This is a genomic window from Bradyrhizobium sp. UNPA324, assembly GCF_006658635.1.
GTDB lineage: Bacteria > Pseudomonadota > Alphaproteobacteria > Rhizobiales > Xanthobacteraceae > Bradyrhizobium > Bradyrhizobium nanningense.
Map to the genome: position 1 here is coordinate 6,164,657 of NZ_LFJD01000004.1, position 18,654 is coordinate 6,183,310.

The 18,654-nt window shown below is 64.4% G+C and carries 10 protein-coding genes; 8 read left to right on the forward strand and 2 right to left on the reverse strand.

Going from position 1 to position 18,654, the window contains the following annotated elements; translation table 11 throughout:
- The first annotated feature begins 89 nt into the window (after window positions 1-89).
- The 6 genes from UNPA324_RS29515 to treY are packed head-to-tail and all read left to right on the forward strand — an operon-like array spanning window position 90 to window position 14,099.
- Entirely contained in the window at window positions 90-2,036 is a 1,947-nt protein-coding gene (locus UNPA324_RS29515; protein ID WP_141937437.1) for a maltotransferase domain-containing protein, read from the forward strand.
- Window positions 2,037-2,047: 11 nt separating this feature from the next.
- Window positions 2,048-5,341: a maltose alpha-D-glucosyltransferase gene (treS, locus tag UNPA324_RS29520; RefSeq protein ID WP_141937439.1), complete on the forward strand. Its 3,294-nt coding sequence runs from the start codon at window positions 2,048-2,050 to the stop codon at window positions 5,339-5,341.
- Window positions 5,334-7,481 (forward strand): 1,4-alpha-glucan branching protein GlgB, encoded by a 2,148-nt coding sequence (glgB, locus tag UNPA324_RS29525; protein ID WP_141937441.1) that lies wholly within the window; start codon window positions 5,334-5,336, stop codon window positions 7,479-7,481. Before treS ends, glgB begins: the two co-directional genes overlap by 8 nt.
- A 3-nt stretch (window positions 7,482-7,484) precedes the next feature.
- On the forward strand, window positions 7,485-9,563 hold the full coding sequence (gene glgX, locus UNPA324_RS29530; RefSeq protein ID WP_128920149.1) for a glycogen debranching protein GlgX: 2,079 nt from the start codon (window positions 7,485-7,487) through the stop codon (window positions 9,561-9,563).
- Window positions 9,560-11,311: a malto-oligosyltrehalose trehalohydrolase gene (treZ, locus tag UNPA324_RS29535; protein ID WP_141937443.1), complete on the forward strand. Its 1,752-nt coding sequence runs from the start codon at window positions 9,560-9,562 to the stop codon at window positions 11,309-11,311. The genes glgX and treZ overlap by 4 nt, the downstream gene beginning before the upstream one ends.
- Before the next feature lies 1 nt (window position 11,312).
- Complete coding sequence (gene treY, locus UNPA324_RS29540; protein ID WP_141937446.1) at window positions 11,313-14,099, forward strand: malto-oligosyltrehalose synthase; 2,787 nt, start codon at window positions 11,313-11,315, stop codon at window positions 14,097-14,099.
- A 2-nt stretch (window positions 14,100-14,101) separates the two neighbouring features.
- Here the strand turns inward: treY and UNPA324_RS29545 are convergent, their stop codons facing one another.
- Window positions 14,102-14,419: a polyhydroxyalkanoic acid system family protein gene (locus UNPA324_RS29545; protein WP_128920152.1), complete on the reverse strand. Its 318-nt coding sequence runs from the start codon at window positions 14,417-14,419 to the stop codon at window positions 14,102-14,104.
- A gap of 182 nt (window positions 14,420-14,601) precedes the next feature.
- On the opposite strand from UNPA324_RS29545, the gene UNPA324_RS29550 reads away from it, so the two are divergent.
- Window positions 14,602-14,766: a DUF3309 family protein gene (locus tag UNPA324_RS29550; RefSeq protein WP_106945843.1), complete on the forward strand. Its 165-nt coding sequence runs from the start codon at window positions 14,602-14,604 to the stop codon at window positions 14,764-14,766.
- A 119-nt stretch (window positions 14,767-14,885) separates the two neighbouring features.
- On the opposite strand, the gene ligD is transcribed toward UNPA324_RS29550, so the two are convergent.
- Window positions 14,886-17,567, reverse strand: coding sequence for a DNA ligase D (gene ligD, locus UNPA324_RS29555; RefSeq protein ID WP_128920153.1), 2,682 nt, complete (start codon window positions 17,565-17,567; stop codon window positions 14,886-14,888).
- Window positions 17,568-17,685: 118 nt separating this feature from the next.
- On the opposite strand from ligD, the gene ku reads away from it, so the two are divergent.
- Complete coding sequence (gene ku / locus UNPA324_RS29560) at window positions 17,686-18,570, forward strand: non-homologous end joining protein Ku (protein ID WP_128920154.1); 885 nt, start codon at window positions 17,686-17,688, stop codon at window positions 18,568-18,570.
- Window positions 18,571-18,654 lie beyond the last annotated feature (84 nt).

Genomic DNA, 18,654 nt, shown 5'->3' on the forward strand with positions numbered 1-18,654 from the left:
ATGACACACAAACGGCTTTCTATATAGGTATCAAGCGTAGGTTCCCGACAAGGGAAACGGGCCCCTGCTTTCTTGTCAATGGCATCACCGTGAACAAGACAATTCAAACTGTCGAAAGTGCCGCAGCCGGCAGCGCTTTCCTCATCGAAGACGTCTATCCCGCGATCGATTGCGGCCGCTTCGCCGTGAAGCGGATCGCAGGCGACCGCGTCGAGGTGTGGGCCGATGTTTACCGCGATGGCGACGCCGTGGTCGGGGCCGCGCTGCTCTGGCGTCCCGAGCAGGACCGGGACTGGCGGCGTGAGCCGATGATCCATCACAGCAATGACCGCTGGTCCGGCGCTTTCACGCCCGCGGAGCCCGGCCAATATGTCTATGCGATCGAGGCCTGGACCGACGAGTTCGCCACTTGGTCCCACGCGGTCGCGCGCAAGCAGCGAACCGGCGCCGATGTCAGCCTCGACGCCATCGAGGGTGCCGGCCTCCTGACCAAGGCGCATGGGGCGCGGCAGGCCGCCGCGGCAATCATTGTCAGACAATGCGAGGATTATCTTCAAACCGGCGATGTCACCTCGCTGCTTGCGACCGAGCTCGGCGATGCCATGGCCGAGAGTCAGTCCCGGCCCGACCTGACCCGCTCACAATCCTTCCCGCTGACCGTCGACCGCGACAGAGCGCGGTTTGGCGCCTGGTACCAGCTGATGCCGCGCAGCCAGAGCCGGATCCCCGGCCGGCACGGCACGCTCCGCGACTGCATCGCGCGCGTGCCCGACATCGCGGCGATGGGTTTTGACGTGCTCTATTTCACACCGATCCACCCGATCGGCCGCAGCCGCCGCAAAGGCCGCAACAATGCGCCGGCGGCAACCGAAGGCGAACCCGGCTCGCCCTACGCGATCGGAGCCACCGAGGGCGGCCACGATGCGCTGCATCCCGAGCTCGGCACCATCGAGGACTTTCGCGCCCTGGTCGCGACCTGTCTCGAGTACGACCTCGAGCTCGCGCTCGACTTCGCCGTGCAATGCTCGCCGGACCATCCCTGGCTGACGCAGCATCCGGAATGGTTCAAATGGCGGCCGGACCGCTCGGTGCGGACGGCGGTGGGCCCCTATTCGGACATCGTGATTCCCGATTTCGCCTCGGTCGACCGCACCGGCCTGTGGAACGCCTTTCGCGACGCCATGCTGTTCTGGATCGATCAGGGCGTCACCATATTCGCCATCGACAATCACGACACCGCACCGCTTGCCTTCTGGGACTGGCTGATCCGCGACATCCGCCGCCGGCATCCGCAAGTGATTCTGTTCTCCAAGACGTTTGCGCGGCCAAAGCTGATGAAGGGCCTCGCCAAGCTCGGCTTTGCGCAGTCCTTCACCTATTTCGCCTGGCGCACCTCGAAATGGGAGCTGGAGCAATATCTCGGCGAGCTGACGCGCTATCCCGAGCGCGACTTCTATCGTCCGAACCTGTTCGTCAACACGCCCGACCTGCTGCCCTATCATCTCCAGAGCGGAGAAGCCTGGGCGTTCAAGTCGCGCGTTGCGCTGGCGGCGACGTTGTCGGGCAGCTACGGCGTTTACAGCGGGTTCGAGCTACTCGAACACGCGGCGGTGCCCGGCCGCGAGGAATATCTCGATTCCGAGAAGTACCAGATCAAGCAGCGCGACTGGGACCAGCCCGGCAACATCAAGTCCTACATTGCCGAACTCAACCGCATCCGCAACGACAATGCCGCGCTCCAGCAAACGGCGAATTTGCGGTTTCTGGGTGTCGAAGACAGCGAGACCATTGCCTTCGTCAAGGAGGCGGCTGAGCCCGCCAACACCGTTGTCGTCGTGATCGCAGTCTCGGGCAAGTGGCGCGAATGCTGGCTGCCGCTCGGCGACGTCACCGTTGACGCCGGCGGGCAGCGACACCATGTGACGACACTCGAAGATCTCCTCACCGGCGAACAGTCCCGCATCGAATGGGGCGGGATCAGGTTGCGTATCGACCCCGACCGCGATCCGGCGCTCTTGTTCCGCTGCCTGGCGTAAAGGGGCACGCCATGAACGTTCTATCTTCCGTGGACACCAAGAAGGCCGAGGCTGCCGAGATCGTGGACGAGCTCTGGTACAAGGACGCCATCATCTATCAGCTGCACGTCAAGGCTTTCGCCGACAGCAACAATGACGGCATCGGCGACTTCGCCGGACTGACCGAGAAGCTGCCCTATCTGCAGGAGCTCGGCGTCACCGCGCTGTGGCTGTTGCCGTTCTATCCCTCGCCCGGCCGCGACGACGGCTACGACATCGCCGACTACGGCTCCGTCAATCCCGATTTCGGGACCATGAAGGACTTCAAGCGCTTCATCCAGGAAGCGCAGAAGCGGGGCTTGCGCGTCATCACCGAGCTCGTCGTCAACCACACCTCGGACCAGCACAAATGGTTCAAGCGCGCGCGCCGCAGCCATCCCGGCTCGAGCGCCCGCAACTGGTATGTCTGGAGCGACACCGACCAGAAATACCAGGGCACGCGCATCATCTTCACCGACACGGAAAAGTCGAACTGGACCTGGGATCACGAGGCCGGCGCGTTCTACTGGCACCGGTTCTTCTCGCACCAGCCGGACCTCAATTTCGACAATCCGCGTGTGGTTAGTGCGCTCATCCAGGTGATGAAGCGCTGGCTCGACGCCGGCGTCGACGGCTTCCGGCTGGATGCCATTCCCTATCTCTGCGAACGCGAGGGCACCTCGAACGAGAATCTTCCCGAGACGCATGCGATCATCAAGCGGCTGCGCCAGGAGCTCGATTCCTACTCCAAGGGCAAGCTGCTGCTGGCCGAGGCCAATCAATGGCCGGAGGACGTGCAGGAATATTTCGGCCGTGGCGACGAGTGCCACATGGCCTATCACTTCCCGCTGATGCCGCGCATCTACATGGCGATCGCACAGGAGGATCGCTTTCCGATCACCGATATCTTGCGTCAGACGCCGGACATTCCGGCGAGCTGCCAATGGGCGCTGTTCCTGCGCAATCATGACGAGCTGACGCTGGAGATGGTGACCGACGTCGAACGCGACTATCTCTGGACCACCTACGCCAACGATCCCCGCGCCCGCATCAATGTCGGCATCCGCAGGCGCCTTGCGCCGCTGATGGACAATGACCGGCGCAAGATCGAGTTGATGAACTCGCTGCTGCTGTCCTTCCCCGGCACACCGATCATCTATTACGGCGACGAGATCGGGATGGGCGACAACATCTATCTCGGCGACCGCAACGGCGTGCGCACGCCGATGCAATGGAGCCCGGACCGCAACGGCGGCTTCTCGCGCTGCGACCCGGCGCGGCTCTACGCGCCGCTGATCATGGACCCGGTCTACGGCTACGAATCGGTCAACGTGGAGGCGCAGTCGCGCAGCCTGTCGTCGCTGCTCAGCGCCACCAAGCGGCTGATCTCAGTCCGCAAGTCGACGCTCGCCTTCGGCCGCGGCACCATGACCTTCATCCGCCCGGCCAACCGCGCCGTGCTCGCCTATGTCCGGCAATATCGCGACGAGGTGATCCTCTGCGTCGCCAATTTGTCGCGCGCCGCGCAAGCCACCGAGCTCGATTTGTCGCCCTGGAAGGACCGCATCCCGCAGGAGATGCTCGGCCGCACCCGCTTCCCGGCGATCGGCGAACTTCCCTACATGATCACGCTGGGGCCCTACGGCTTCTACTGGTTCCAGCTTCAGGAGCGCGACAAGTCCGAGCCGGTGACGCCGCGCGCGGTGCCGGAATTCGAGACGCTGGTGGTGCCGGTGAATTCCAACTGGGTGTCGCTGGCCCGCGAGCGCGGCGTCTTCGAGCGCGACGTGCTGCCGGGATTCCTGTCACGGACGCGGTGGTATCCCGAGCACAATCCCAAGCAGATCAAGACCATGCTGACTTCGGCCGTGCCGTTCTGCGACATCGGCGACAACAGGCCCTGGATCGCGTTCTTCGAGGGGACGGACCAGGACGCCGCGTCGCGCTACGTGCTGCCCATGCAGATCGAATGGGTCCGCTTCGACCGCGAGCGCTTCAACCCGAAGGCGCTCGCCGCCGTGCGCCAAGGCGCGCGCGAGGGCACGCTGCTCGACGTCGCGACCGACCAGATCTTCATCGGCCTGTTCCTGCGCAACCTGTCGCAGAACTTGGTCGTGGAGGAGAACAATCTGCGGCTCGAGTTCAACGCGACCAGCCGGTTCGCCGATTACACCATCAAGGAGCCCGAGCGCATCCGCGCGATCGAGCAGTCGAACAGCACCGCTCTGGTCGACAACCAGTACGTCGCCAAGATCTACCGCCGTCTCGAAAGCGGTGTCAGCCCCGAGATCGAGATCGGCCATTATCTCACCGAGGTCGCGCGCTTCCCCAACACGCCGGCGCTGCTCGGCAGCGTCGAGCTGGTCGAGGGCGATCAGCGCAGCGCGCTCGGCGTGCTGCACGCCTATGTCGAGAACCAGGGCGACGGCTGGACCGTGACCACGGGCTATCTCGATCGCTATATCGACGACCAACGCGTCGTGCCGATCGACGAAGCGCTGCGCGAGACCCAGGAGCAAGCGCTTTATCTGCACTTCGTCGCGCAAATCGGCCGGCGGCTCGGTGAACTGCATGTCGCTCTGGCCGCGGCAGAGCCGGCCGATCTCGCTCCGGAGCCGATCGACTCCGCATACGTCAAGCGGCTTGTATCCGACCTCAAGGCGCGCGCCGAGCGGGTTTTCGAAAGGCTGGCCGACAGCCGCGAGGGCCTACGGGAGGCGGACCGGCCGCTGGTCGATCGGCTCACGGAGGCGCGTGCGCTCCTCTCCGACCATCTGAATGGGCTCTTGCCATCCGAGATTGGTGGGTTGAACATCCGTCATCATGGCGACTTCCGGCTCGGGCAAACTCTGATCGTGAAGGACGATATCTTCATCATCGACTTCGACGGTGATCCGCGTGTGCCCTTGGCTGCCAAGCGGCGCAAGGCGCCTGCCGCCCGTGATGTCGCTGGCCTGATCCATTCGATTCATGTTTCGGTCAATGCCGCCCTCAATCGCGCACTCACGGGTGCCTCCGAGGAGCAGGACCGGCTCGCGACCGCGCTCGGCGAATGGCGCGAGCGCGCCACCGCAACCTTCCTGTCCGCCTACCGCGAAGCCATGACCGATCAGCGGCTGTGGCCGGAAGATCGGCAATCCAACAAGGGACTGCTACGGTTCTTCCTGCTTGATCAAGCCTTCAATGACGTAGAGTACGAGCTGTCCCACCGGCCTGAGGGGCTGCATGCGCCGCTGACCGGACTGCTTCGCATTCTGTCCAGTACCGAGAGCGAAGCCCATGCCTAAACTGCCTGCCGAGGCCTATGCGATCATCGAGGGCCGCCATTCCGACCCCTTCCACTATCTCGGGCTGCATCCCGAGGGTGGTAAAAGCGTGGTGCGCGCGTTTCTGCCCGAGGCCTCTAATGTCGAGGCGGTCGGCGAACATGGCGAAGTCGCGCCGCTCGACCGCGTGCACGATGCCGGGCTGTTCATCGGCGCCCTGTCCAACGGCTCGAAGCGTTACCAGTTGCGCGCGAAATTCGGCAACAGTGTCGTCGAATTCGAGGACGCCTACCGCTTTCCGCCGATCCTGACCGATTTCGACCTCTATCTGCTCGGCGAAGGCACTCACCAACGGCTCTATGACAAGCTCGGCGCCCATCCGATGCGGCTCGAGGGCATCGACGGCATCGGCTTCGTGGTGCTGGCGCCGAATGCACGGCGCGTTTCCGTGGTCGGCGATTTCAATTTCTGGGACGGGCGGCGTCATCCCATGCGGGTGCGCGGCGCCGGTTATTGGGAATTGTTCATCCCGCATGCCAAGGCTGGCGATCACTACAAGTTCGAGATCATCGGACCGCACGGCCATCTGTTGCCGCTGAAATCCGACCCGATGGCCTTCGCCAGCGAAATGCGTCCGAAGACGGCCTCGATCGTGTTCGACGAGGCGCACCTGCCGCGGCCGCACCCGGCGCCAGATGGCATCAACGCGCTGTCGGCACCGATGTCGATCTACGAGGTCCATCTCGGCTCCTGGCGGCGCAAGAACGGCGATGAATGGCTGACCTATCGCGAGCTGGCCGAGCAGTTGCCCGCCTACGCCCGCGACATGGGCTTCACCCATCTGGAATTCCTGCCCGTGAGCGAGCATCCTTTCGATGGCTCGTGGGGTTATCAGCCGACCGGCCTCTATGCGCCGACCAGCCGCTTCGGGACCCCTGAGGATTTCGCCGCCCTCGTCGATGCCTGCCACCGCGAGGGCGTCGGCGTGCTGCTCGATTGGGTGCCGGGTCACTTCCCCGACGATCCGCACGGGCTCGGCAGCTTCGACGGCACCGCGCTGTACGAGCACGCCAACCCGCTCCAGGGCCGCCACCTCGACTGGGGCACGCTGATCTACAATTACGGCCGCACCGAAGTGACGAACTTCCTAGTTTCGAACGCGCTGTTCTGGATGGAACGCTATGCCATCGACGGGCTGCGTGTCGACGCCGTCGCGTCCATGCTCTATCTCGATTACAGCCGGCCACCCGGCGCGTGGATCCCGAACCAGTATGGCGGCCGCGAAAACATCGAGGCGATCAACTTCCTGCGCCGCTTCAACACCGAGGTGTTCGCCCGCTTCCCGCAGGCGACCACGGCCGCCGAAGAGTCCACGGCCTGGCCGCAGGTCTCGCGCCCGGTCGAATTCGGCGGGCTCGGCTTCGGCTACAAGTGGAACATGGGCTGGATGCACGACACGCTGAACTACATCAGCAAGGATCCGATCCACCGCAAATACCATCACGGCGAGATTCTGTTCGGCTTGCACTACGCGTTCTCGGAAAACTTCATCCTGCCGCTGTCCCATGACGAGGTCGTGCACGGCAAGCGCTCGATTCTCGGCCGCATGCCTGGTGACGAGTGGCAGCGCTTTGCGAATTTGCGCGCCTATTACAGCTTCATGTTCGGCCATCCAGGCAAGAAGCTGTTGTTCATGGGCGCGGAAATCGCGCAGAGCAGCGAATGGAATCACGACCAGTCGCTAGATTGGCACCTGCTCGAATACAAATCCCATTCCGGCATCCAGGCGCTGATCCGCGACCTCAACCGGCTCTATCGCGCGGTGCCGGCGCTGCACCAGATGGACTGCGACCAGGCCGGCTTCGAATGGCTGATCACGGATGACGCCAACCGCAACGTGTTCGCCTGGCTGCGCAAGGGATTTGACGAGCACGCGCGGTGTCTCGTCATCATCAACTTCTCTCCCAACGTCTACCGCAACTATCGCGTTCGCGTGCCCTTTGCCGGCAAGTGGAAGGAAGTGTTCAATTCGGACTCCGCCCATTATGGCGGCAGCAATGTCGGGAACATCGGCGAGGTTCATGCCGTTGAAGGCAAGGCGCCCGAGCTCCGCCTCACCATTCCGCCGCTCGCCGCGATCTTCCTCGTTCCGGAAAGCTGACACATGCGCCTGACTGCTGGATCGCCCGCACGCCTCGGCGCAAGCTGGGACGGACGCGGCACCAATTTCGCGCTGTTCTCCGCCAACGCACAGAAGGTCGAGCTCTGCCTGTTCGATGCGCAAGGCCGCCGCGAGCTCGAGCGCATCGAGCTGCCTGAAAAGACCGAGGATGTCTGGCACGGCTATCTCAACGACGTCTCGCCCGGGCAGCTCTACGGTTATCGCGTGCACGGTCCATATGAGCCCGAGCAGGGCCATCGCTTCAACGCCAACAAGCTGCTGCTCGATCCCTATGCAAAGCGGCTCGCCGGACGGCTGGTCTGGAGCGATGCGCACTTTGCCTACCGCACCGGGAGCCCGCGCGAGGATCTGTCCTTTGACCGGCGCGACAACGCGCGAGGCATGCCCAAGGCCGTCGTGGTCGACGAGACCTTCAACTGGGGCCGCCGCGAGATCCGTCCCAACATCCCATGGGAAGACACGATCATCTACGAGGCTCACGTCAAGGGTTTGACGCAGAAGCGCGACGACGTGCCGCCGAATTTGCGCGGCACCTATGGCGGGCTGTCCTCGCCGGCGGTGATCGAGCATCTGAAGAAGCTTGGCGTCACCACGGTCGAGCTGCTGCCGGTGCACAGCTTCGTCGACGACCGCATCCTGGTGGAGAAGAAGCTCGCCAATTACTGGGGCTACAACACGCTGTCCTTCTTTGCGCCCGAGTCGCGCTACGCCCAGGATAATGCGCTCGATTCCTTCCGCACCACGGTGGCGCGCCTGCACGATGCCGGCATCGAGGTGATGCTGGACGTCGTCTACAATCACACCGCCGAGGGCAATCATCTCGGCCCGACGCTGTGCTACCGCGGCATCGACAACGCCTCCTATTACTGGCTGAACCGCGAGAACCCGCGCTTTTACGACGACTTCACCGGCTGCGGCTCGTCGGTGGACCTGACCCATCCGCGCGTGCTGCAGATGGTGATGGATTCACTTCGCTACTGGGTCGAGGTCTGCCATGTCGACGGCTTCCGCTTCGATCTCGCCACCACGCTGGCGCGCGGCCCCAACGGCTTCGATCGCGGCATCTCGTTCCTGACGGCGATCCGGCAGGATCCGGTGCTGGCGACCGTCAAGCTCGTCGCCGAGCCCTGGGATCTCGGCCTCGGCGGCTACCAGGTCGGCGCATTCCCCTCGCAATGGTCGGAATGGAATGATCGCTATCGTAGCGCCATGCGCCGCTACTGGAGCGGCGAAGGCAGCCTGATCGGCGACATCTCCAGCCGGATGACAGCGTCGTCCGACCTGTTCAACCACGACGGACGGCGGCCGCGCGCCAGCATCAACCACATCACCGTCCACGACGGCTTCACGCTCGCCGACCTCTTCAGCTACAACGAGAAGCACAACGAGGCCAACGGCGAGGACAACCGCGACGGCTCCAACGACAACCACAGCAACAATTGCGGTGTGGAGGGGCCGACCGACGATCCTCAAATCCTTGGCCTGCGCCGCCAGCTTCGCAAGAACGTGCTGGCCTGCCTGATGCTGGCGCAGGGCGTTCCGCTGATCCTCGCCGGCGACGAGGTCGGCAACTCTCAATCGGGCAACAACAACGCCTATTGCCAGGACAACGAGATCGGCTGGGTCGGCTGGGACAATCTGGGCAAGGAGGGCGACGACATGGTCGATTTCGTCGCCCATCTCGCCGACATCCGCCGCCGGTTCTCGCAGCTTCGCAGCCATCGCTGGCTCGACGGTCGCCCCGCGGACGGTGTTTCCTACGGCGCATTGTGGCTGACGCCTGCCGGCGACGAGATGACGGAGAACGACTGGAAATTCCCGGAGGGAAGATTCCTCTCCTATGTGATGGGGCCGATGGAACCGGGTGGGGCCGCGATCTTTATCGTACTGAACGCCGCCCCCGAAGAGATCGCATTCAAATTGCCCAAAATGACCGAATACAAGAGCTGGCAGCAGATCCTGAACACGACGGATGCCAAGCTGAATACGATCGACTTCCCGCCCGGAAGCGACAGCAAGGCGCCGCCGCGCTCCGTGCTCGCCTTCGCGGGGGCGCTATGAGGCCATCCTTCGGGGCGAAGCCGACGAAGGACGGCGTGTCGTTCCGCCTGTGGGCGCCTGCCGCGCGCCGTGTCGACCTCTTGCTCGACCGAAGACACGCGATGCAGCGCCGGCAGGATGGCTGGTATGTGGCCGACATTGCCGGCCTCTCCGCCGGCAGCCCCTACAAGTTCAGGATCGACGACGAGATCGACGTGCCGGATCCGGCTTCGGCTTTCCAGCCCGAGGATGTGTTCGGCCCGAGCGAGGTGATCGATCACGACGCCATTTCATGGCGGGCGCGCGATTGGCGCGGCCGCCCCTGGGAAGAGACGGTGCTGATCGAGACCCATGTCGGCACCTTCACGCCGAAGGGCACTTACCGCGCCATGATCGACAAGCTCGATCATCTCGCCGCAACCGGCATCACCGCGCTGGAGCTGATGCCGCTGGCCGATTTCGCTGGACGCCGCGGCTGGGGCTATGACGGCGTGCTGTGGTATGCGCCCGATAGCGCCTATGGCCGCCCGGAAGATCTGAAGACCCTGATCGACGAGGCGCATCTGCGCGGGCTGATGGTCTTCCTCGACGTCGTCTACAATCATTTCGGCCCCGAGGGGAATTACCTCGGCCGTTATGCGCCGGCCTTCTTCACCGATGCGCACACGCCCTGGGGTAGCGCGATCGATTATCGCGTGCCGCAGGTGCGCGCGTTCGCGGTCGAGAATGCGCTGTCCTGGCTCAGCGACTATCGTTTCGACGGATTGCGGCTGGATGCCGCCAATCACATCATGGCGGTGCCCGGCGAGCAGTCGATGCTGCAGGATCTCAGCGTCGCCGCCGGCGAGCTCGCCAAGGCGACAGGACGCCACATCCATCTCGTGCTGGAGAACGGCGACAATCGCGCCAGCCTGCTCGACGCCGCGCAGGAGCCGCCGAACGGCAAATACCGCGGACAGTGGAACGACGATTATCACCACGTCTGGCACGTGATGCTGACCGGCGAGCTCGCCGGATACTACGCGGATTATCAGACGCCGCGCCTCGATCTAGCGCGCGCGCTGGCATCCGGCTTCGTCTACCAGGGCGAGGTTTCGGAGTTCTGGGGCAAGAAACCGCGCGGCGAACCGAGCGGTCAGTTGCCGCCGGCGACCTTCGTCAATTTCCTGCAAAACCACGACCAGATCGGCAACCGTCCGCTCGGCGACCGGCTCGAAAGCCTGGCATCGCCGCAGCAGATCGAAGCTGCACTTGCGGTGACCCTGCTGGCGCCGATGGTGCCGATGCTGTTTCAGGGCGAGGAATGGGGCTCGACGGTGCCCTTCCCGTTCTTCTGCGATTTCCAAGGCGGGCTCGCCGACGCCGTCCGCAACGGACGCAAGCAGGAATATGCCTGGGCCTACGAGAAGTACGGCGATGAAGTGCCCGACCCGCTCGATCCCGCAACGCTGCAATCAGCGGTGCTCGATTGGACCGGCCGCACGCCGCTGCAGGACGCACGGCTCGCGCTGGTGCGCGAACTGCTCGCGCTCCGCCGCAAGGAGATCATGCCGCGGCTGAGGGGCGCGAGCTTCGGCGAGACCGAGGCAGCCGACAACGGCCTGCTCACCGCCCATTGGCGGTTGGGCGACGGCACGGCGCTGCGCCTGACCGCCAATCTCTCCGACCACGAGATCATGCCCAATGTCAGCGCGGGGACGCCAATCTGGGGTGGCGAGACCGGCGACCGGCTTCCGCCCTGGTCGGTGGTCTGGCGCCTCGGAGGTTAGGATGCCTCCCGACATTCCGCTCGCGACCTACCGGCTCCAGCTCACCGCGGATTTCGACTTCGACAAGGCCGCCGCCGTGGTGCCTTACCTCAAGGCGCTGGGGATCACGCATCTCTACGCTTCGCCGGTGATGAAGGCGCGCAAGGGCTCGACCCATGGCTACGACACCGTCGATCACAGCCAGTTCAATCCGGATCTCGGCGGCGAAGCCGGCTTCACACGGCTGAGCGACTCGCTCGCGGCGCACGATCTCGGCCTCATCATCGATTTCGTGCCGAACCACGTCGGCGTGCATTTCGCCGACAATCCCTGGTGGCTCGACGTGCTCGAATGGGGCCAGGCCTCACCGCACGCGATCTCCTTCGACATCGACTGGGACCTGCTGCCCTACCGCGCCCGCGGCGGCGTGCTGCTGCCGATCCTCGGCAAGTCCTATGGCGAAGCACTGGAGAACGGAGAAATCGAGCTGCGCTACGATCCGGATCAGGGCAGCTTCTCCGCCTGGTATTTCGAGCATCGCTTGCCGATCGCGCCAGAGCGCTATGGCGAGATATTGCGCATGACCGTGAAGGAAGCCGATGCCGCCGAGACGGAGGCCGGCCAACGCCTGCTCTCGCTTGTGGCGCGCTACACCGGACTGCGCCGCCCCAGCCGCAAGGAAGCCCCCGCGTTCAAGACCGAGCTCAGGGAGATCGCAGGTGGCGCTGAGATCATCGCACGCGGTCTTGCCGCTTATCGCGCCGACAAGGATCGCCCCGCGCAGACGCTGGCGCTCCATCATCTCCTCGAGCGGCAGAATTACAAGCTCGGCCATTGGCGGCTCGCCTCCAGCGATATCAACTATCGCCGCTTCTTCGACGTCAACGGGCTTGCGGGTCTGCGCGTCGAGGACGCGAGCACCTTCGCGGCCACGCACCGACTGGTGAAGCAGCTCATCGCCAACGGCAAGCTGCAGGGCATCCGGCTCGATCACATCGACGGCCTGCGCGATCCAGCGCAATATTGCCAGCGCCTGCGCCGCCTGGTGCGCGACGCGCAGGGCAACACCAAGCCGTTCTACACGGTGATCGAGAAGATCCTGTGCGAGCACGAACGCCTGCCGCACTTCGCCGGCGTTCAGGGCACCACCGGCTATGAATGGATGAACGTCGTCACCCAGGTGCTGGTCGACGCCAAGGGATTAGCGGCGCTGGACGAGACCTGGCGGCAGATCAGCAACCGGCCGCCGCGGCTTGCGCCTTACGTCAAGGACGCCAAGCGGCGCGTGCTGGAGACGCTGCTCACCAGCGAATTCACCGTGCTGACGCGCCTGCTCGCGCGCATCGCCAACGGGCATTACTCGACCCGGGATTTCTCCGCCGACAGCCTGCGGCAGGCGCTGGAGCTCTATGTGCTGCATTTCCCGGTGTACCGCACTTATCTGACCAACAGCGGGCCGACGGCCCCCGACCGCAAGCTGATCGACGACACCATCGCGCGAGCCCGCGCGGAATGGTTCGCCGCGGACGACGGCATCTTCGACTTCCTGCGCGACGCCCTGACCATGGATCTGCTCAAGCCCGGCCGCCCTCCGCACAGCGCCCCGCGCGTGCGCCGCTTTGCGCTGAAGGTGCAACAATTCACCGGGCCGATGATGGCGAAGTCGCTGGAGGACACCGCGTTCTATCAATTCCACCGACTGCTCGCGCTGAACGAGGTCGGCGGCGATCCCGCCAGCACCGGCCTCACCGTTCCCGCTTTCCACGAGACCATGCAGGCCCGGGCCAAGGAATGGCCGCAAGGAATGACGGCAACCGCCACGCATGACACCAAGCGCGGCGAGGATGCCCGCGCGCGGATCGCGGCGCTCAGCGAGATTCCCGGCGAATGGACCAGCGCGGTTTCTCGCTGGAAGGTATTGAACGCGCCGCACCTCACGCTCCAGGGCAATTTCCGCGCGCCATCGGCGACATTCGAATACATGCTGTATCAGGCGCTGCTCGGCGCCTGGCCGCTGGTGGAGACGATCGATGCCGGCTTCGTCGAGCGCATCCAGGCCTACGCGTTGAAGGCGGCGCGCGAAGGCAAGGAAGAGACCAGCTGGCTCAACCCGCATGAAGCCTATGAGAACGGCGTCAAGAGCTTCATCGACAAGATCCTCGATCCCGTACAGTCCGGCGAATTCCTGGAGGCGCTGCAAACGCTGGCCCGCCGCGTCGCACTGCTCGGCATGTTGAGTTCGCTGAGCCAGCTCACCCTCAAGGCGACGCTGCCCGGCGTGCCCGACTTCTACCAGGGCACCGAGTTCTGGGACCTGTCGCTGGTCGACCCCGATAACCGCCGCCCGGTGGATTTCGGCGGCCGGCATACGGCGCTGAAATCGCTGGCCGATCCGGACTGGAACGGCTTGATCAAGAGCTGGCCGGACGGCCTGATCAAGCTGGCCTGGACACGGCGTCTTCTCAAGCTGCGCAACGAGCTCGCCGACGTCTTCGCTCAAGGCGACTACCAGCCGCTGGCGGTGCACGGCACACATGCCGACCATGTCATTGCCTTCGCCCGTCGCCACGGCCGTGCTGCGGCGATCGTCGTGGCCGGGCGTCACTTCGCGCCGTTCACGCAAGCTGGCCGGGAATGGCCCGCGCCGGAGGGCTTTGACGCCACCATCGACCTGACCGGCTACACCACGCCCGGCCTTGCCGGTGGCGTTTTGCCGCTCGCGCAGGCCTTCCGTGATTGTCCCGCGTTCGTCATCGAAGCCCGCACGGCAAGCGCCATCAGGCCCGCGCGGCCGCGCGTACGCGCCTGAGATTACTTTCCGTGGTCCTTGGTCAGCAGCAGCTGCCCGCGCTTCTTGATCGTGGCCTGCGCCATCTCGGCGAAGCGCTGCAACAGCCAGGGCAGCACCACCTCGACCCGAACTTGATCGTCGCCGACATCGACCTGGCCCGTCGCGACCTGCCCGAGCGCGCGAATGCGAAAGGCCATGTTGTCGCCGGTCCAGCGCTCCTCCTCGACCTGCATCACGGGAATGCTGGCCGCCGCGCAGCCCAGTCCGGTCTTGAGCCGGCGCACCGCCTCCTCGCGGCCGAGACGATGCGGAATGGAAACGACAAGCGGTGCTGACATGGCCCCTGCCCTATATGACTGATCCTCACATAGTGATGCCGGCTGCGCGCATAAAGGTTCCATGCATGTTGATCCGCCAGCCGTGTTTCAATGCGGGAACTTTACAATCTGCGGCAAGTTGCCCCCCGCACAACGGGACAGGTTGCAACGACCCTTTCAACGAAGGGCTGGAGGAGATTCGCATGTCAATCGGTACGATCATTCTGATCATTCTCGTCATCGCCCTGCTTGGCGGCTTCAGCGGCATCGGCGGCGGCCCGTTCTACGGCACCGGCTATTATGGCGGCGGCGGCCTCGGACTCATCATCGTCATCCTGCTGATCCTGCTTCTGCTCGGGCGAATTTAGGACGAGGGCTTGTAGGGTGGTTAGCCGCAAGGCGTAACCCACCTCTTTGCTCCACTTAGGCGAACGAGGTGGGTTACGCTCAGCTACGGCGTTTCGCGTCGTCGCTGAGCTAACCCACTCTACTTCTTCCCCGCCAGTTTCTTCATCGCCGCCTTGATCGACGCGGCGGCATCATCATAACCCTCCCACGCTTTCGATCTCGCGAGCAAGCCCGGCACGGTCCGCAGCGTATAGCGCTTCGGGTCGAGATCGCTCTTCACCTGCGCCCAGGTCAGCGGCATCGAGACCGTGGCACCTGCGCGCGCCCGCGGCGACAGCGGCGCCACCGCCGTCGACATCCGGTCGTTGCGGAGATAGTCGAGGAAGATCTTTCCCTCGCGTAGCTTCTTCGACATGTTGAGCAGATAGCGCTCGGGATCGTCGTCGGCCATCCACTGGCAGACGCCCTGCGCAAAGGCCTTGGCCTCCTTCCAGCTCACCTTGTCGCGCGCGCCGTGAAGCAGCGGCACCACCACATGCAGGCCCTTGCCGCCGGTGGTCTTGCAGAAGCTCTCCATGCCGATGTCGGCCAGCCGCTGCCGCATCTCCTTGGCCGCCTCGACCACGTCGGCAAACGCGACATCCGGCGCCGGGTCGAGATCGAACACCAGCCGGCCCGGCGTATCATAGGCAAAGGGCGCGCAATTCCAGGGATGCAGCTCGACGCCGCCGATCTGCGCCACGGCCGCGAGCCCTTCGATCCGATCGATCTGCAGATACGGCTTGCGGTCGCCGGAGACCCGCGCCAGCTCCAGAAGGTTCGACGTCCCCTGCATGGCATGACGCTGGAAGAAGCATTCGCCCTTGATGCCCTCGGGAGCGCGGATCAGCGAGCATGGCCGCCCCTTGAGATGCACGATCATCCACTCGCCGACGGCTTCGAGATAGCGCGCGAGATCGAGCTTGGTGACCGGAGCGCCATCGCCGTCGTCCGGCCATAGCTCCTTGTCCGGCTTGGAGATGACGACACCCATCACCTCCGCGGTGCCGGCGTCCTTGGACCGCTTGGCTGTCTTGGCAGCTCGCTTCCCGGCTATAGGTTTGGCAAGCTCGGTATCGACAGGCGTCTCCGCCTCCACCTCCTCGGCCGGCTTGTCCTGCCGCAGCCCCTTGAACGCGGCCTGGCGGATATTGCCGTCGGCGGTGAACCCGGCGAACTCGATCTCGGCGACGAGCTCCGGCTTCAGCCAGTGCACCTCGCGCGTCTTCTTCGGAGCATTCTTGCCGCCGAAGGGGCTTTCCTTGGCCGCCATCGCTTTCAACGACGGCATGATGCGCTTGACCTTGTCGGCGCCGAAGCCGGTGCCGACCATGCCGACGAAGGCGAGATGATCGCCGCGCTGCACGCCGGCCATCAGCGAGCGGAATTTGCCGTTGGTGGTCTTGTAGCCGCCGATCACCACTTCGTGGCCGGCGCGACATTTCGACTTGACCCAGCTCTCGGTGCGCCCCGAACGATACGGCGCATCCAGCTTCTTCGACACGACGCCTTCGAGCTCGAGCTTGCAGGCCGATTGCAGCACGGCATCGCCGCCGCTCTCGAAATGCTCGACATAGCGGATCTGGGTCGACTTCCGCTTGCGGGCTTCCAGCAGCTGCTTCAGCTGCGCCTTGCGCTCGCCGAGCGGCAGCCGCCGGTAATCCCGGCCCTCCGCGAATAGCAGGTCGAAGGCAAAGAAGATCAGCTCTTCGGTCTTGCCATCGGATAGCGCAGCCTGAAGCGAGGAGAAATTCGGTGCACCATTGTGGTCGAGCGCAACGATCTCGCCGTCGATCATCACGTCCGGCAGCGCGGCCGCCTCCTTGGCGATGGCGCCGAACTTGCCGGTCCAGTCGAGACCCTTGCGCGTCTTCAGCACCACCTCGCCGTCCTCGACCCGGAGCTGCACGCGGTAGCCATCGAACTTGATCTCGTGGCACCAGCCCTCTCCAGCCGGCGGCCGCTCGACCAGCGTGCAGAGTTGCGGCGCCACGAAGTCCGGCATCTCCGCGACCTTCTTCGCGCTGGTGGCTGTCGTGGCTTTCTTCTTCGCCGCCTTGGTCTTGGGGATCTTGTCGGCCTTCAACGCCGTGCGCGGTGCCGGCTTGACCGTACGACCCTTCGCTTCCTCGGCACGGTTGGATTGCCAGACGGCGTCAGCTTTGGCCTTGGCGCCCTTCGCCAGCATGAACGGCTTTGGCGCGCGGCCCTTGCCTTCGGCGATCTGCTCCATCGCACGGCCGGAGGCGACCGACTTGTCCTCGTCGAGAATGTCGTTGTCCTTGCCCTCGCGGACATATTCGTCGCGATGCTTGATCAGCAGCCAGTTGGTGCGCTTTTCGCCACCGCGGTTGCGCATCCGCACCAGCACCCAGCTGCCGTGCAGCTTGTCGCCGTGCAGGGTGAACTTCAGATCGCCCTTCCTAAAGCCGGCTTCCGGATCGTCCGATTCCCAGGTGCCGCGGTCCCACAGCATCACGGTGCCGCCGCCATACTGTCCTTCCGGAATCGTGCCTTCGAAATCGCCGTAATCGAGCGGATGATCCTCCACCTCGACCGCCAGGCGCTTGTCATGGGGATCGAGCGAGGGCCCCTTCGTTACGGCCCAGGACTTGAACACGCCGTCGAATTCCAGCCGGAGGTCGTAGTGCAACCGTGACGCATCGTGTTTCTGGATCACGAAGCGCCGCTGCTTCGATGGCGCTACCGCGGTCTTGCCCGATGGCTCGGGTGTCTTCTCGAAGTCACGCTTCTGTCGGTAAGTGGAGAGTTTTTGCAGCACGACCGGTCCCGCTTCTCTTTCGGGGATTCAAGCCTAACACGGCCAAAGTCCCATCCGGAACCAAAACCCTGTGGCAGGGTTGGGGTTCCAAAATACCTTGAAAACGCTGGAGAATGGAATGGCCCCGCGCGCCTATTGGAAGGGAACGTTGAAGCTGTCGCTGGTCAGTTGCCCGGTCGTGCTTTATCCGGCGACCACGGCGGCCGAGAAGACGCGGTTTCACCTGATCAACCGCGAGACCGGCAACCGGCTCAAGCAGCAGATGATCGATTCCGAGACCGGCGCCGTCGTCGAGAGTGACCAGAAGGGCCGCGGCTACGAACTACGCAAGGGCAAATATGTCGAGATCGAGCCGGAGGAGCTCGAGGCGGTCCAGATCGAGAGCAACCACACCATCGACATCGAGAGCTTCGTGCCGAGCGAGGAGATCGACCAGCGCTACCTCAACCATCCCTATTACATCGCGCCCGACGGCAAGGCCGCGGTCGACGCCTTCGCGGTGATCCGCGACGCCATGAAGGACCAGGACCGCGTCGCGCTCGCCAAGATCGTGCTCACCAACCGCGAGCATATCATCGCGATCGAACCGCTCGGCAAGGGCCTGCTCGGCACCACGCTACGCTTTCCTTACGAGCTGCGCGAGGAGGACCAGTTCTTCGACGACATCAAGAGCCCGAAGATCACCAAGGACATGGTCGAGCTCGCCGGCCACATCCTGCGGACAAAGGCGGCGCATTTCGATCCCGGCAAGTTCAAGGACGACTATGAAACGGCGCTGAAGGCGCTGGTGAAGCGCAAGGCCAGCGGCAAGACAATCGAGCTGCCGGAGCCCGAGGAGCGGCCGAGCAATGTCGTCAGCCTGATGGACGCGTTGAAGCAGAGCCTGAAAGGGCGTGGCGGGAAGAAGGCGGCAGCGAAGTCGCACGCGCGGCGTGCGACCGGGCGGCAGCGCGTGGCGAGGAAAACGCACCGGTCGACGGCGCGGCACAGGAAGGCGGGGTAGCAACCCCACCGTCATTCCGGGCGCCTCGAAGAGGCGAACCCCGGAATCTCGAGGTTCCGGGTTCGATGCTTCGCATCGCCCCGG

Excerpts from the sequence above, each read along its gene's own strand:
- glgX (WP_128920149.1), top strand. The coding sequence starts at position 7,485 with ATGCGCCTGACTGCTGGATCGCCCGCACGCCTCGGCGCAAGCTGGGAC.
- treY (WP_141937446.1), top strand. The coding sequence starts at position 11,313 with ATGCCTCCCGACATTCCGCTCGCGACCTACCGGCTCCAGCTCACCGCG.
- ku (WP_128920154.1), top strand. The coding sequence starts at position 17,686 with ATGGCCCCGCGCGCCTATTGGAAGGGAACGTTGAAGCTGTCGCTGGTC.
- glgB (WP_141937441.1), top strand. The coding sequence starts at position 5,334 with ATGCCTAAACTGCCTGCCGAGGCCTATGCGATCATCGAGGGCCGCCAT.
- UNPA324_RS29545 (WP_128920152.1), bottom strand. The coding sequence starts at position 14,419 with ATGTCAGCACCGCTTGTCGTTTCCATTCCGCATCGTCTCGGCCGCGAG.
- treS (WP_141937439.1), top strand. The coding sequence starts at position 2,048 with ATGAACGTTCTATCTTCCGTGGACACCAAGAAGGCCGAGGCTGCCGAG.
- treZ (WP_141937443.1), top strand. The coding sequence starts at position 9,560 with ATGAGGCCATCCTTCGGGGCGAAGCCGACGAAGGACGGCGTGTCGTTC.
- UNPA324_RS29550 (WP_106945843.1), top strand. The coding sequence starts at position 14,602 with ATGTCAATCGGTACGATCATTCTGATCATTCTCGTCATCGCCCTGCTT.